This window comes from Aeromonas sp. 1HA1, from assembly GCF_029237385.1.
GTDB classification, from domain to species: Bacteria; Pseudomonadota; Gammaproteobacteria; order Enterobacterales; family Aeromonadaceae; genus Aeromonas; species Aeromonas popoffii.
On the sequence record NZ_JAACGC010000006.1, the window covers coordinates 1 to 13,113 of the forward strand.

A 13,113-nucleotide genomic window follows, 5' to 3' on the forward strand; every position below is an offset into this window, starting at 1 on the left:
TCAAGGGATTTGCGCTGCTGACGTTGGTAGCGAACAACGTGAAATTCAAGGACGGAGTAAAGGTGCTGGAGGAGTCAGACAGGAGTGCCGCCTGACCGACGCCATACACCAGATTTGACAATAGCTCAGGTTTTTTTATGCCGGATGTCAGCTCATCGACTCCGTTCTGTCGCCTTGACCCAGAGCACTTCTGGCGTCGCGGTACAGGCCAGCAGATAGCGGGCTATGGTGAAGAACCAGTCACTCAGCCGGTTGATATAAGGCAGGATGGCGGGATTGATCTGCTCTGCACGGCTCAGACTCAGCAGCAGGCGCTCACAGCGACGGGTCAGGGTGCGCACTACATGGGCTTGCGCCGCTGCCCGGGAACCACTGGGCAAAATGAAATTGCGCAGCACGGGTAAATTGGCGCTGTAGTCATCAATTTGCCGCTCCAGTCGCAACGTCCACGCATTATTCACCTGCCAGATGGCCTCCTGCTGACCATCGCTGGAAAATGCCAGTTCACCACCCAGATCGAACAACTCTTGTTGTAACAATAACAGGTCGGCTAATAAGCCGGTTTCAGTGGCAGGAACCTCGGCAATGAGTAGACCTATATGAGAATTTAATTCATCAATATAACCATAGGTTTCCACCCGCATATCATCCTTGGCCAATTGCACACCATCGGCCAACCGGGTCATACCTTTATCACCCTGCCTTGTATATATTCTCATACCGACATCCTGTTAATAATGGGAACAATCATGGATTCGAGCCCGTTGAGCTTGATCTCATAGGCAAGGGCCAGCGTCTGGCCCAACGCGCCAGCGGGAAAGCCGGTACGGGCCATCCACACCAGATAGGGTTCAGGAATATCTATGATGCGCCGCCCCTGATATTTGCCGTAAGGCATCTTGTGGGTCAGGGTCAACAACACCCGCTCGTCAGACAGCCACTCCATATTAATCGATGTCCAAATATTTATGGGTCTGGATGGAGAGCCGCCAGTTACGGGCGATGCAGGTGGCCATCGCCAGCTGGGTGGCTCTGGGCTTCTGGCTGATAGGTTGCAGCGCAATCACCACGTCTGGGCGCAAGGTGGCGGTCGCCAGCAGGGCATCCAGCTCCTCGATATGGCGCTCAGTGGCCACTGGATGCTTGATCTCGTTGGCACGCTCAAGGGCAGATATCAGCACGGGCAGTCCCCCCTTCATACCAATCTTGGGCGAAACCGTGACCCAGGTATTGGCGTGGGTCTGGATCTCGCTGGTACCGCTGGTTTCGATCTGCACCTGATAGCCGGCTGCCAGCAAGGCACAGGAGAGCGCCTGCAAGTCATACAGACAAGGCTCACCCCCGGTGATCACCACATGCCGGGCCTGATAACCGAGCTGCTGGAAACTGGCTAGGATCTGCTCAGTGTTCATCTTGCTCCAACCATCGGATTCATTGGAACAGTCGAGCACCGCCTGAACCCCCACTTCACGAGCGGGATCGACAATCCAGGTATGACGGGTATCGCACCAGGGACAACCCACAGGGCAGCCTTGCAGGCGAACGAAAATGGCGGGCAGGCCGGTGAAGATGCCCTCCCCCTGAATGGTCTGGAATATCTCGTTGATTGGGTAGTGCATCTCGGTCACGGCTTGTTGCAAAAGTCGCGGATTATACCCCAAGCGAGGGCAAGACGCAGGCTCACAGTCCGCTTTTCTCGTACAGCCGAGCCATGATACCCGCCTTGTCGGCCAGATACAGGTTCAACCCCCGGCTACGCAGTTCACAGGCTGGACAGGTGCCACAACCATCGCCAGCGATGCCGTTGTAGCAAGTCAGCGTCTGCTGGCGCACCGTTTCCAGGTGACCATAGTGATCCGCCAGCGCCCAGGTTTCGGCCTTGTCGAGCCACATCAGCGGGGTATCGAAGCGAATGCCGCGACCCAGCCCCAGGGAGACCGCCTGATTGAGCGCCTTGACGAACTCGTCGCGACAGTCCGGGTAGCCGGAGAAATCGGTCTCGCACACCCCGGTGATCACCGATTCGGCGCCCACCTGGTAGGCATAGATGGAGGCCAGGGTCAGAAACAGTATGTTGCGACCCGGCACGAAGGTATTGGGCAGACCATTGTCCTGCAGCTCGCAGCTGATCGGAATGTCATCCCGGGTCAGGGCCGAGACCGCCAGTTCATTGAGCAGGGTCACGTCCATCACCTTGTGGGCGGCAATCCCAAGCGCACTGGCCAGTCGGCGAGCCGTCTCAATCTCCTCCCGATGGCGCTGGCCATAGTCAAAGGTAATGGCGTGCACCTCGTCATAATGGGCCAGAGCCTGCACCAGACAGGTGGTACTGTCCTGCCCACCACTGAATACCACGACGGCTTTTTTCACTTTTTCACTCCTTCAGGCAGTTCAAGTACGGCGACCTTGTGCAAAGTCATGCCACTGCCGGTTTAAATGGGTAAAGAGGTTCATCAGCGGAGCGAAGCGCGCGGGCTCACCCTCCCACTGGGATAACAGATGGTAGCCCGCCTCCAGGGTCGACAACGCCTCGGGAAACGGCTTCTTGCGAATGGAGTACTGGCCCGGTATGGCACCGAGCTTGATCCTGGGCAGCCGCAGCAGGGCCGGATTGCTGTGCAAGATGCGATACGCCTTGCGCCAGGTGCCATCGAGCAGCAAAAAGCAGACCTGACGGTACTCCCCCGCCTGGCGCAGTTGATCGCGCACCTGATCCAGCCCCAGCGCATGTTCGTCAGGCCAGAGCAGATAGCAGTGCACCTTGGGATCCGCCAGCAAGGCATTGAGCCAATGTGCCTCGGCAAAATCCTCCCCGACATGAATGCTGGCGCGGGTGAGGGAGGCGGCCAGCAGGGCTGCGGTCCCCTTGGGATGCCCCGCTTCGCTCGGATGCTGCAAAATATGGAGGGGAGCAAGATGAGACACCTGCTGAATATAATCACACAGACAGGCTTTGAGTGCTCTGGCGCAACGTGTACAGTATCGACTGTTCTTGTCGTTGGGCTGTTTCATGTCGTCAGAAAAATCAGGATTGCTCTGGGTCATCACGCTTTCACTCGCCAGCTTGTTGCTTTTCTTCACAGTACCGAATCATTTGCTCTCCTTCGAACGCGCCCTGATCGCCCAAGGCGAAGGGTGGCGCATCATAACAGGCAATCTGGCCCACACCAATTTATGGCACCTGCTGCTCAACCTGAGTGGCCTGTGCGTGATCTACAGCCTGTTTCGCGAATACCTGACGGGCTGCCGCCTGCCGGTATTGCTGCTGTTACTGGGGTGCGCGGTCGGTGTCGGCATCTGGTGGTTATGCCCGCAGACCCAGTGGTACATGGGGCTGTCGGGAGCCTTGCACGGCCTGTTCGTGTGGGGAGCCTTGCAGGACATACGCTATCGCCGCTATTCGGGCTGGCTGATGCTGTTGGGGGTGGTCATCAAGCTCGGAGTGGACTTCTACAGCGCAGGCGAGAGCCCGGCTTCTGCACTGATTGGTGCCCGGGTTCACATCGAATCACATCTGATTGGCTCGGTGGCGGGCCTGCTGCTCGGCCTGTTGCCGGTCAGTCTCGGCAGTCAGGCCATCAAGGAGTGATGGTGCCCAACACCAGGTTGCCTTGACAAAAAAGCAGGCCGGGGGTGTACCCGGCCTTCAAATCTTAACGCCCAGTCAGCTCCGCATTGATGCTTGACAACATGGCGGCGGGATCGTCTGCCTGGGTGATAGGGCGACCTATGACCAGATAGTCGGCGCCGGCTTGCGTCGCAGCCAGCGGCGTCATCACCCGGCGTTGATCCCCGGCCGCAGACCCGGTGGGGCGAATACCCGGGGTCACCAGCTTGAAGTCGGCGCCGAGCAAGGCCTTGAGATCACGAGCCTCATTGGCGGAGCAGACCACCCCATCCAGCCCGGCTGCCTTGGTCAATGTGGCGAGCCGGATCACCTGCTCGGCCGGGCTCACGTCCAGACCAAGCGGCGCCATGTCGGATTGCTCCATGCTGGTCAGCACTGTCACCCCAATAAGCAGCGGCGCCTTGTCGCCATAAGGCAGCAACGCCTCTCTGGCAGCACGCATCATTCGCTCGCCACCACTGGCATGGACGTTGACCATCCAGACTCCCAGCTCGGCACTGGCGGCCACGGCCTTGGCCACGGTATTGGGAATGTCGTGAAACTTCAGATCCAGAAACACATCAAATCCCTTGGCCACCAGCTGACGCACAAACTGGGGGCCAAACAGGGTAAACATCTCCTTGCCCACCTTGAGGCGGCACTGGGCCGGAGAGATACGTTCAATGAACGCGAAGGCATCGGCCTCGTGCTGATAATCCAGCGCGACCAGTACTTTGGGATCTAGCATCTCACTTCCTATTGATTGTTGTTCACCATCTGGGCATGGCGTCACCATCCAGGCCCAGGCTCAACCTGATAACACCGCAGCGGCACTTGCCGCACACGGCATCTCACTTTCAATTGATTTGGCTCTTATTCGCCGTCCAGGCCGCGGATCGGCTTGATGGATCCCCACTGACGGCAGGATGGGCACTGCCAGAACAGCGAGTGGGTGGCAAAGCCGCACTGCCGACACTTGTGGGTAGATTTGATCTTGATCTGTTCGCCAACCAGTTGCTGCAGCAACTCCAGGCTCTCCTTGGCAGGCCCCTCCTCCGCACTGGCCAGCTGGAAGCCCACCAGCTGGTAGAAACCCTTCATGGAAGGATGACGGCGCAGCTGGCGCAGCACCAACGCGCGGGCCTGACTCAGGCCATCACGCTCCTCCACCAGTTTGGCAAGGGCCAGGGTCACGCTGACGCCGGCGTGATCCTCCACCGCCTGCTCCAGCAAGGGAATGAGCTCGAGAGAGCGGCCCTGGCGCTGATAGCATTCGGTGAGCCAGGGGATGGCCTCGGAAGCAAAGTCGATGTCCTGCTCGAACACCCGCAGCAGATCCTTGCTGGCCTGCTCATACTGCCCCGCCGCCATCGCCAGTTCGGCCAGTCGCAGGCTGGCACGGGCACAAGCTGGATTGACACCCAGCGCCCGCTTGAGCTTGGCAAGCCCCGCAGGCTTGTCGCCGTCGCGCAATGCACTGTCTGCCTGCTCGCAATAGAAATGCGAGATGGGATCGGCCAGCTTCTTGCCCTGATATTTTTGCAACCGCACTGCGACCTCAATGGCCTTGTCCCAGTCACGTAACTGCTGATGGATGATCAGCAACTGGGCCAGCGCCGTCTCTTCATAGTCGCCGTCTTCGCACAGCTCGTTCCAGAGCGCCTCGGCTCTATCCAGCAAGCCTGCAGCCAGGAAGTCGCGCGCGAGCTCCTGCAGCGCGAGCTGGCGCTGTTCACGGGTCAGCTCGCGGGTCACCAGGTTTTGGTGGATCTTGATGGCTCGGTCGACCTCGCCACGCTGACGAAACAGATTGCCAAGCGAGAGATGGGTTTCGATGGTTTCGCTGTCTACTTCCAGCAGCTGGATGAAGAGATCCACCGCCTTGTCCGACTCATCAGACAGCAAATAGTTGAGGCCCGCCACATACTGCCGGGAAAATTGGTTACTCTGTTTCTGGGTGTCCTGGCGAACACTCCTGCGCCCCATATACCAGCCATAGCCAGCGGCAATCGGCAACAGCAGGAAAAGCAGTTCAAGCATCGAGGGACATTATTCCTTGACTGCCGACCGAGCCAGCTCCAACTCGCGGGATTGACGACGCATGGTGCGGTTGAGGGTACGGTTTTGCATTTTTAGGCGCAAAAACAACAGACCGAACACCAGCCAGCCCAGCAGAAAACCACCACCAAAGAAGAAACCCAGCAACATGGAGAGCGAGAACTCCCCCTGGGCAATCAGATAATTGAACTGCACCAGCTGACCATTTTGCGACCCGATGGCCAAGGTCAGAATAAACACCAGCACCAGCGGAATGAGGGCCAAGATACGCTTCATAGGAGCTCCCTGTCAGTATCTAATGAAAGGCTGATTATCCTTAAAATCACGGGCAGACTCTAGCGCGAATGGGAAAAGACTTGGAGAAACCGGACGATTGGCACAATAGCGGCTATAAAAACAAAAAAGGCATACCCAAGTATGCCGTTTTCTGCATTATTCAATAATGTTCACGCGCTCGCGTAACTCTTTGCCAGGCTTGAAGTGAGGGACATATTTCCCGGTCAGCTCAACCTTGTCCCCGGTCTTGGGATTACGACCCACTCGGGGGGCACGATAGTGCAGTGAAAAACTGCCAAATCCACGGATTTCAATCCGATCGCCGTTTTGCAAAGTCGATGCCATCTGCTCAAGGATCTCCTTGATGGCAGCTTCGACATCTTTGGCCGGCATATGCATGCGGCTCGCAGCCAATTGTTCGATGAGATCTGATTTGGTCATAACGTTAAATCTCCTTCCCCGATCACATGCAATATTCATTACGCCAATATAAAAAAGGGCGGCGTGAAGCCGCCCTTTTCTTGCATCAAGGATTATTCACCCTTGGCAGCTTTGAACGCTTCAGCCATAGCATTGCTAAACACAACTTCTTCTTGTTGGTTCAGACTATCGATAGCAACACGTTCGTCAGCCTCGTCCTTGGCACGGACAGACAGGCTTACGGTGCGGTTCTTACGATCAACGCCCATGAACTTGGCTTCAACTTCATCACCAACAGACAGTACCAGAGTCGCGTCTTCAACACGGTCACGAGCAGCATCGGAGGCACGCAGGTAGCCTTCTACGCCGTCAGCCAGTTCGATCACAGCACCCTTGGCATCAACCTCGGTAACCTTACCCTTAACAATAGCACCTTTCTTGTTATCAGACAGGTACTTATTGAACGGGTCTTCTTCGATCTGCTTGACACCCAGGGAGATGCGCTCACGCTCCGGGTCCACTTGCAGAACAACGGCTTCGATTTCGTCGCCTTTCTTGAATTCACGAACTGCTTCTTCGCCCTGGTTGTTCCAGGAGATGTCAGACAGGTGAACCAGGCCGTCGATACCGCCGTCCAGACCGATGAAGATACCAAAGTCAGTGATAGACTTGATCTTGCCGGAAACACGGTCGCCCTTGGCGTGAGTTTCGGCAAACAGCTGCCACGGGTTGGATTTGCACTGCTTCAGACCCAAGGAGATACGACGACGCTCTTCGTCGATATCCAGAACCATCACGTCAACCACGTCGCCAACGTTAACAACTTTGGACGGGTGGATGTTCTTGTTGGTCCAATCCATCTCGGATACGTGTACCAGGCCTTCAACGCCTTCTTCGATTTCAACGAAGCAGCCGTAGTCGGTCAGGTTGGTCACGCGGCCAGACAGACGGGTGGTCTCCGGGTAACGCTTGGCGATAGCAACCCAGGGATCTTCACCCAGCTGCTTCAGACCCAGGGATACACGGGTACGCTCGCGGTCGAACTTCAGAACCTTGACTGCGATCTCGTCGCCAACGTTGACGATTTCGGAAGGATGCTTAACGCGCTTCCACGCCATGTCGGTGATGTGCAGCAGGCCGTCAACACCGCCCAGATCTACGAATGCACCGTAGTCGGTCAGGTTCTTGACGATACCCTTAACTTCTTGACCTTCTTGCAGGTTAGCCAGCAGGCTCTCGCGCTCGGAGGTGTTCTCGGTCTCGATCACTGCACGACGGGAAACAACAACGTTGTTGCGCTTCTGGTCCAGCTTGATGACTTTGAACTCGAGTTCTTTGTTTTCCAGGTGAGCGGTGTCACGGATCGGACGCACGTCAACCAGAGAACCCGGCAGGAAGGCACGGATGCCATTCAGTTCAACGGTGAAACCACCCTTGACCTTGCCGTTGATGATACCGATAACGGTAGCTTGCTCTTCGTAAGCTTTTTCAAGCTGCAGCCAGGCTTCGTGGCGCTTGGCTTTTTCACGGGACAGCTTGGTTTCGCCGAAACCATCTTCGATAGAGTCCAGAGCTACATCAACAGTGTCACCCACACTGATTTCCAGCTCGCCCAGGGCGTTCTTGAATTCTTCAGCCGGGATGGCGGACTCAGATTTCAGACCGGCGTCAACCAGTACGAAACCGTTATCGATAGCAACGACAGTACCCTTGACGATGGAACCTTGACGGGTTTCAACGGAGTTCAGGGACTCTTCAAAGAGTTGAGCAAAAGATTCGATCATTGTTTATGTCACAAATGAAACATCCACTTGCAATCCGGCACAAGCGGGGCTGTTTTAAATAATCTGCGCCATCCTTGGTGCAGACGACCGGATGTCAGCTTGCGCTGGCATCACCAAGTTGTTGCTCTGCATAGGCGAGTACTGTTGCCAGCACGTCATCTATGGTCATGGCGGTAGAATCCACCACGAGAGCATCTTCTGCCGCTTTAAGGGGCGCTACGGCGCGATTTCTGTCGCGATCGTCACGTTCCCGAATCTCGGTTAAAAGACGCTCGAAGTTAACATCAAAGCCCTTATCTTGCAACTGCTTATAGCGGCGCTGGGCGCGTTCTTCCGCGCTGGCGTCGAGGAAAATCTTCACTTCGGCTTCGGGGAAAACCACGGTTCCCATGTCACGCCCGTCGGCGATCAGACCAGGTGCCTGACGAAATGCACGCTGACGGCGCAGCAGGGCTTCGCGTACCCGCGGGAAGGCGGCGATTTTGCTCGCGGCATTGCCCACCTCTTCGGTACGGATGGTGCGGGACACATCCTCCCCTTCCAGCACCACCTTGACCTGCTCGCTGTCCACCTGGAATTGCACATCCAGATTGGCAGCCAGTGGGACCAGTGCGGCTTCAGAATCGAGTTCTACATCGTGGTGCAAGGCAGCCAGGGCCAACACCCGGTAGATGGCGCCGGAATCAAGCAAGTGCCAACCCAGTTTCTCAGCCAGCAGCTGGCACAACGTGCCTTTACCGGCACCGCTCGGGCCATCGATTGTCATCACGGGGGCCATCTGAGGCATAATTTCTCTCCTGCACTCTTGTTGCACACATCCCGGAAGGGATGGGGTAATGGGCGCCGATTATACCCAAATGTGCCGAGCCTGGCAGTCGTCAGGACGCACATTTGCACAGAAGCCGTCGCGATCGCGTGGTTTGCGTACAGCGACTCAAGTCATTAAACAGTTCAAGGTTTTGTTCTTATGGTTGTTATGGACAAGGCGCGCTAAACTGGCCGCCCTTTTTAAGCAGCTGTAGTAAGGAGCAACCTATGAGCAGCGTTACCCTCGTGGCCAAATCCAAGTTGCCGACCCCTTGGGGCACCTTCACGCTGGTAGGCTTTCAGGAAACCGGTACCGGCAAGGATCATGCTGCGCTGGTGATGGGCGATGTCACGGGTGATGCGCCTGTGCTGGGCCGCATTCACTCTGAGTGCCTCACCGGAGACGCCCTGTTCAGCCTGCGCTGCGACTGTGGTTTCCAATTGCAGGCCGCCATGGAAAACATCGCCAAGGCCGGTCGGGGCGTCTTACTGTATGTACGCCAGGAAGGACGTGGCATAGGCCTGCTCAACAAGATCCGGGCCTACCACCTGCAAGATCAGGGCGCTGATACCGTTGAGGCCAATGTGGCACTGGGCTTTGCCGCCGACATGCGCGACTACACCATCTGCGCGGACATGCTCAAGGCGTTGCACGTCACCAGTTTACGCCTGATGACCAACAACCCACGCAAGATGAAAGCGATGGAGAGCTTTGGCATTCCGGTGGCGGAGCGGGTTCCCCTGCAGGAAGGGCGCAATCCCCACAACGAGTTTTATCTCTCAACCAAAGCGAGCAAGCTGGATCACCTGTTCAAGAAGTGATCCCGGTGCACCACACGCCCGCATAAAAAACGCCTCCCATCGGGAGGCGTTTTTGTTGGCAGACACTGTGGCCGTGCTAGCGGATAGGCAACTCGATATCGGCGAACATGGCATCCACATCGTCACTGGAGCGCAGTGCGATAGCGCGCTCCACCACATCCCGGGTCAGGTGCGGGGCGAAACGGGTCATGAAGTCATACATGTAGGTACGCAGGAAGGAGCCCTTGCGAAACCCTATCTTGGTGGTGCTGTGGGCGAACAGGTGGCTGGCATCGAGCGCCACCAGATCGGTATCGACCGCGGGATCCAGCGCCATGGTCGCCATCACACCTATGCCAATCCCCAGCCGGACATAGGTCTTGATCACGTCTGCATCGGTGGCGGTGAAGACGATATTGGGTTCGAACCCGGCCCGGTTGAAGGCGTTATCCAGCTCGGAGCGCCCGGTGAAGCCAAACACATAGGTCACTAGCGGGAAACGGGCAATATCTGAAATAGAGAGCTTGCCAACCTGGGTCAAAGGATGCCCCTTGGGCACGATCACGCTGCGATTCCAGTGGTAGCAAGGCAGCATGATGAGATCTTCATACAAGTGCAGCGCTTCGGTGGCGATAGCAAAATCGGCCAGCCCCTTGACCACGGCTTCGCTGATCTGGGTCGGAGTACCCTGATGCATGTGCAGGGAGACCTTGGGAAAGCGCTTGATGAACCCCTTGATCACATCAGGCAGCGCATAACGGGCCTGAGTATGGGTGGTCGCGATATGAAGCGTGCCCTGCTCGGGATGAGTATGCTGGCTCGCCACCGCCTTGATGCTTTCCACCTTGCCCAGGATCTCGTTGGCTATCTTGATCACATCTCGTCCTGCCGGTGTGATTTGGGTCAGATGCTTGCCACTGCGCTCGAAAATCTGGATCCCCAGCTCATCTTCCAGCATGCGTACCTGCTTGCTGATCCCTGGCTGAGAGGTATAGAGGCTCTCTGCCGTTGCCGACACGTTCAATCTGTGGTTGGCAACCTCAACGATATAACGCAACTGTTGGAGTTTCATGATGTTAAGCTCTAAAGGCGACTTGAACTAATACTAACAAACTTTTGCCTGATAGCCTTTTCTTCTTGGCTATTTATGGCTGGGCCTGCGCCAGCAAAAAATCCCGCAAGGCGCGGTTCGCCATGGAGAGTGGATCCCCCCGGCGCCACGCCACGCAGAGATCGAGGAAAATAGGCGGAGCAAACGGCACTCCGGTCAGGGCAGTCTCCTCGTCCAGCACCATCCGCAGGAAGGTGGTCACCGCAAAGCCCTGCTTCACCACCGCCTTGAGCAACGGAATGAGGTTGCTCTCGAAGGCAATATTGGGCTCACAGCCCAGCCCCTGCGCCAATGCCTCCATGTGCTCGCGGTGGTAGAAACCGCGCCGGAACATGGCCAGCTCCTGGCCGAAAAACTGGGTCAGGGAGACGGCCGGGACTTGCCGCAACGGGTGCTCCTCCCCCACCACCATCAACATCTCTTCACGCAGCAGTTACGCCCCTTCCAGCGCAGGTGGCAGATCGCCGGTGATCAGGATGGCGAGATCCAGGGTGCCATCCACCATGCGGCTCAGCAGCTCACGCGAGCCCGCTTCCTCCACCCGGATCTTGAGGCCGGGATAGCGATGCTTGAAGGCCATCAGGATCGGAGGAAAGTAGTAAGAGCCCATCATGTAGGGAATGCCGATGCGCACCTCGCCACGCTCCAACCCTTTCAATTCGGCCATCTCGGCTTCTGCCTGGTGCATCTGCAACAACAGTCGTTCGGCATGACGGCAGAGCACCTCCCCCTCCGGGGTGAGCCGCACTGTGCGATCCTGCCGGTCAAACAGCCGCAACTCGAGTTGCTGCTCCAGCTTGGCGATGGCCATGCTGATGGCGGGCTGGGCCACATGCAGACCATTGGCAGCCCTGGTGAAGGAGCCAGCATCCCGTACCGCCAGCAAATAGGTGAGCTGTTTCAAGTCCATATCAATTAATCTTATTAGTTGGATAACTTAAATATATTATATTTATGCTCTGCGGCGCACTACTCTGCACAAAAGCCGTCAGGACAACCGCATATGATCGAAGTAGGCAGCCGTGAATGGAGACGCGCCACCCTGGCCCTGAGCCTGGGTTCCTTCCTGGTGTTTCTCAACCTCTACCAAACCCATCCACTGCTGCCACTGCTGGCAGATGTCTTCTCCGTCAGCTCGCTGGCCGCAGGCTGGACACTGGCTGGCTGCACTGCAGGTCTGGCCGCCTCGCTGCTGCTCTGCGCACGCCTCGCGGACAGGTTCGGCCGGCGCAGGATCATGCTGTGGAGCCTGGCTGGTGCCATCCTGCTCTCCCTGCTCATCAGCTTGGTACACCAGTTTGAACAGCTGCTGCTGCTGAGGATACTGCAAGGGATATTGCTGGCCGGACTGCCCGCCACCGCCATCGCCTATATGGGAGAGGAGTTCAGCAAACGCGCCCTCCTCTCCGCCGTCGGGGTCTATATCGCCGCCAACTCGCTCGGCGGGATCGCAGGCCGGGTCGTCGGTGGTCTGCTGGCTGGCTGGTTTGGCGACTGGCAACACACTTTTCTCGGCATCGGCCTGATAAGCCTGACCCTGCTGCCCCTCGTCATCTGGTTATTGCCCGCCCAGACCCGTTTCGTGCCGGTCATCGCCGCTCCGGGCCAATTCCGGCAGGCCATCAGCAGCCACCTGGGCAACCCGCTGCTAGTCGGAGCCTATCTCATCGGCGGGCTCAACTTCATGGTGTTTTTGAACCAGTACAGCTACCTCACCTTCCTGCTGGCCAAGGATCCTTTCTCCCTGCCCACCCAGTGGCTCGGCATGCTGTTCCTGACCTATCTGTCGGGCACGGTCGCTTCCTCCCTGAGTGGTCGCTGCGCCCACCGCTGGGGGGCACAGCGCCTGCTGCTGGCGGGGATCTCGCTGATGGCGCTGGGCAGTGCACTGCTGTTGCACGGCTCGCTGGCGGCCATATTGACGGGGCTGCTCATCTCGAGCTTCGGGTTCTTTCTCGCCCACGCCTGTGCCAGTGCCTGGGTTGGCCAGCACGTGGAACATAACCGGGCGCTCGCCTCGTCACTCTATCTGGTGGGGTATTATCTGGGAGCCAGCCTAGGAGGCCTCTACCTGCACCCCTTCTGGGAGCGGGGTGGCTTGGTGGGATTGGTGCTCGGCATCGAGCTGGTGCTGGTGATCACCGCGGGCCTGAGCCTCTGGCTCGGTCACGTGAAGGGGCGTACCACCCGCCCCCTCTCCTGCCATATGCAGTCGTAGTCATCGGTCGGGCCCCCACGCTTACACTGCG

15 protein-coding genes and 1 pseudogene are annotated in these 13,113 nt (G+C 57.6%); 3 read left to right on the top strand and 13 right to left on the bottom strand.

What is annotated here, in order from left to right; genetic code table 11:
- Positions 1 to 152: 152 nt before the first annotated feature.
- From GWQ22_RS03215 to GWQ22_RS03235, 5 genes are all read right to left on the bottom strand, one after another.
- The gene (locus GWQ22_RS03215; protein ID WP_108536693.1) at positions 153 to 719 is read right to left on the bottom strand and encodes a cob(I)yrinic acid a,c-diamide adenosyltransferase; all 567 of its coding nucleotides are present in this window, start codon (positions 717 to 719) and stop codon (positions 153 to 155) included.
- On the bottom strand, positions 716 to 946 hold the full coding sequence (locus GWQ22_RS03220) for a DUF3820 family protein (RefSeq protein WP_042034330.1): 231 nt from the start codon (positions 944 to 946) through the stop codon (positions 716 to 718). The genes GWQ22_RS03215 and GWQ22_RS03220 overlap by 4 nt, the downstream gene beginning before the upstream one ends.
- Position 947: 1 nt before the next feature.
- The gene (gene queE / locus GWQ22_RS03225; protein WP_181364727.1) at positions 948 to 1,619 is read right to left on the bottom strand and encodes a 7-carboxy-7-deazaguanine synthase QueE; all 672 of its coding nucleotides are present in this window, start codon (positions 1,617 to 1,619) and stop codon (positions 948 to 950) included.
- Positions 1,620 to 1,680: 61 nt separating this feature from the next.
- On the bottom strand, positions 1,681 to 2,370 hold the full coding sequence (gene queC, locus GWQ22_RS03230; protein ID WP_275929443.1) for a 7-cyano-7-deazaguanine synthase QueC: 690 nt from the start codon (positions 2,368 to 2,370) through the stop codon (positions 1,681 to 1,683).
- A 21-nt stretch (positions 2,371 to 2,391) separates the two neighbouring features.
- Entirely contained in the window at positions 2,392 to 3,081 is a 690-nt protein-coding gene (locus GWQ22_RS03235; RefSeq protein ID WP_275929444.1) for a tRNA-uridine aminocarboxypropyltransferase, read from the bottom strand.
- On the opposite strand from GWQ22_RS03235, the gene rrtA reads away from it, so the two are divergent.
- Entirely contained in the window at positions 3,011 to 3,589 is a 579-nt protein-coding gene (gene rrtA / locus GWQ22_RS03240) for a rhombosortase (protein ID WP_258224666.1), read from the top strand. The genes GWQ22_RS03235 and rrtA overlap by 71 nt on opposite strands.
- A gap of 64 nt (positions 3,590 to 3,653) precedes the next feature.
- On the opposite strand, the gene pyrF is transcribed toward rrtA, so the two are convergent.
- The 6 genes from pyrF to cmk form a co-directional block, all read right to left on the bottom strand.
- The gene (gene pyrF / locus GWQ22_RS03245) at positions 3,654 to 4,355 is read right to left on the bottom strand and encodes an orotidine-5'-phosphate decarboxylase (RefSeq protein ID WP_042034336.1); all 702 of its coding nucleotides are present in this window, start codon (positions 4,353 to 4,355) and stop codon (positions 3,654 to 3,656) included.
- Positions 4,356 to 4,480: 125 nt separating this feature from the next.
- Positions 4,481 to 5,647: a lipopolysaccharide assembly protein LapB gene (lapB, locus tag GWQ22_RS03250; RefSeq protein ID WP_042034337.1), complete on the bottom strand. Its 1,167-nt coding sequence runs from the start codon at positions 5,645 to 5,647 to the stop codon at positions 4,481 to 4,483.
- A 9-nt stretch (positions 5,648 to 5,656) separates the two neighbouring features.
- A complete protein-coding gene (locus GWQ22_RS03255) occupies positions 5,657 to 5,941 on the bottom strand; it encodes a lipopolysaccharide assembly protein LapA domain-containing protein (protein ID WP_042034338.1) in 285 nt (94 codons plus the stop codon).
- 156 nt (positions 5,942 to 6,097) lie between these two features.
- Positions 6,098 to 6,382 (bottom strand): integration host factor subunit beta, encoded by a 285-nt coding sequence (gene ihfB / locus GWQ22_RS03260; protein WP_005299934.1) that lies wholly within the window; start codon positions 6,380 to 6,382, stop codon positions 6,098 to 6,100.
- A 92-nt stretch (positions 6,383 to 6,474) separates the two neighbouring features.
- Positions 6,475 to 8,145 carry a 30S ribosomal protein S1 gene (gene rpsA, locus GWQ22_RS03265; protein WP_275929445.1) on the bottom strand — a complete coding sequence of 557 codons (1,671 nt, stop codon included), beginning with the start codon at positions 8,143 to 8,145 and terminating at the stop codon, positions 6,475 to 6,477.
- A gap of 94 nt (positions 8,146 to 8,239) precedes the next feature.
- Positions 8,240 to 8,932 carry a (d)CMP kinase gene (gene cmk, locus GWQ22_RS03270; protein WP_042034341.1) on the bottom strand — a complete coding sequence of 231 codons (693 nt, stop codon included), beginning with the start codon at positions 8,930 to 8,932 and terminating at the stop codon, positions 8,240 to 8,242.
- Positions 8,933 to 9,180: 248 nt separating this feature from the next.
- On the opposite strand from cmk, the gene ribA reads away from it, so the two are divergent.
- A complete protein-coding gene (gene ribA, locus GWQ22_RS03275) occupies positions 9,181 to 9,774 on the top strand; it encodes a GTP cyclohydrolase II (protein ID WP_042034343.1) in 594 nt (197 codons plus the stop codon).
- A 76-nt stretch (positions 9,775 to 9,850) separates the two neighbouring features.
- On the opposite strand, the gene cysB is transcribed toward ribA, so the two are convergent.
- Both cysB and GWQ22_RS03285 read right to left on the bottom strand, forming a co-directional pair.
- Complete coding sequence (gene cysB, locus GWQ22_RS03280) at positions 9,851 to 10,825, bottom strand: HTH-type transcriptional regulator CysB (RefSeq protein ID WP_042034344.1); 975 nt, start codon at positions 10,823 to 10,825, stop codon at positions 9,851 to 9,853.
- Positions 10,826 to 10,898: 73 nt separating this feature from the next.
- Positions 10,899 to 11,774: pseudogene (locus tag GWQ22_RS03285) on the bottom strand (LysR family transcriptional regulator).
- A 93-nt stretch (positions 11,775 to 11,867) separates the two neighbouring features.
- Here GWQ22_RS03285 and GWQ22_RS03290 point away from each other — a divergent pair.
- On the top strand, positions 11,868 to 13,082 hold the full coding sequence (locus tag GWQ22_RS03290; RefSeq protein ID WP_275929446.1) for an MFS transporter: 1,215 nt from the start codon (positions 11,868 to 11,870) through the stop codon (positions 13,080 to 13,082).
- Positions 13,083 to 13,113: the final 31 nt, after the last annotated feature.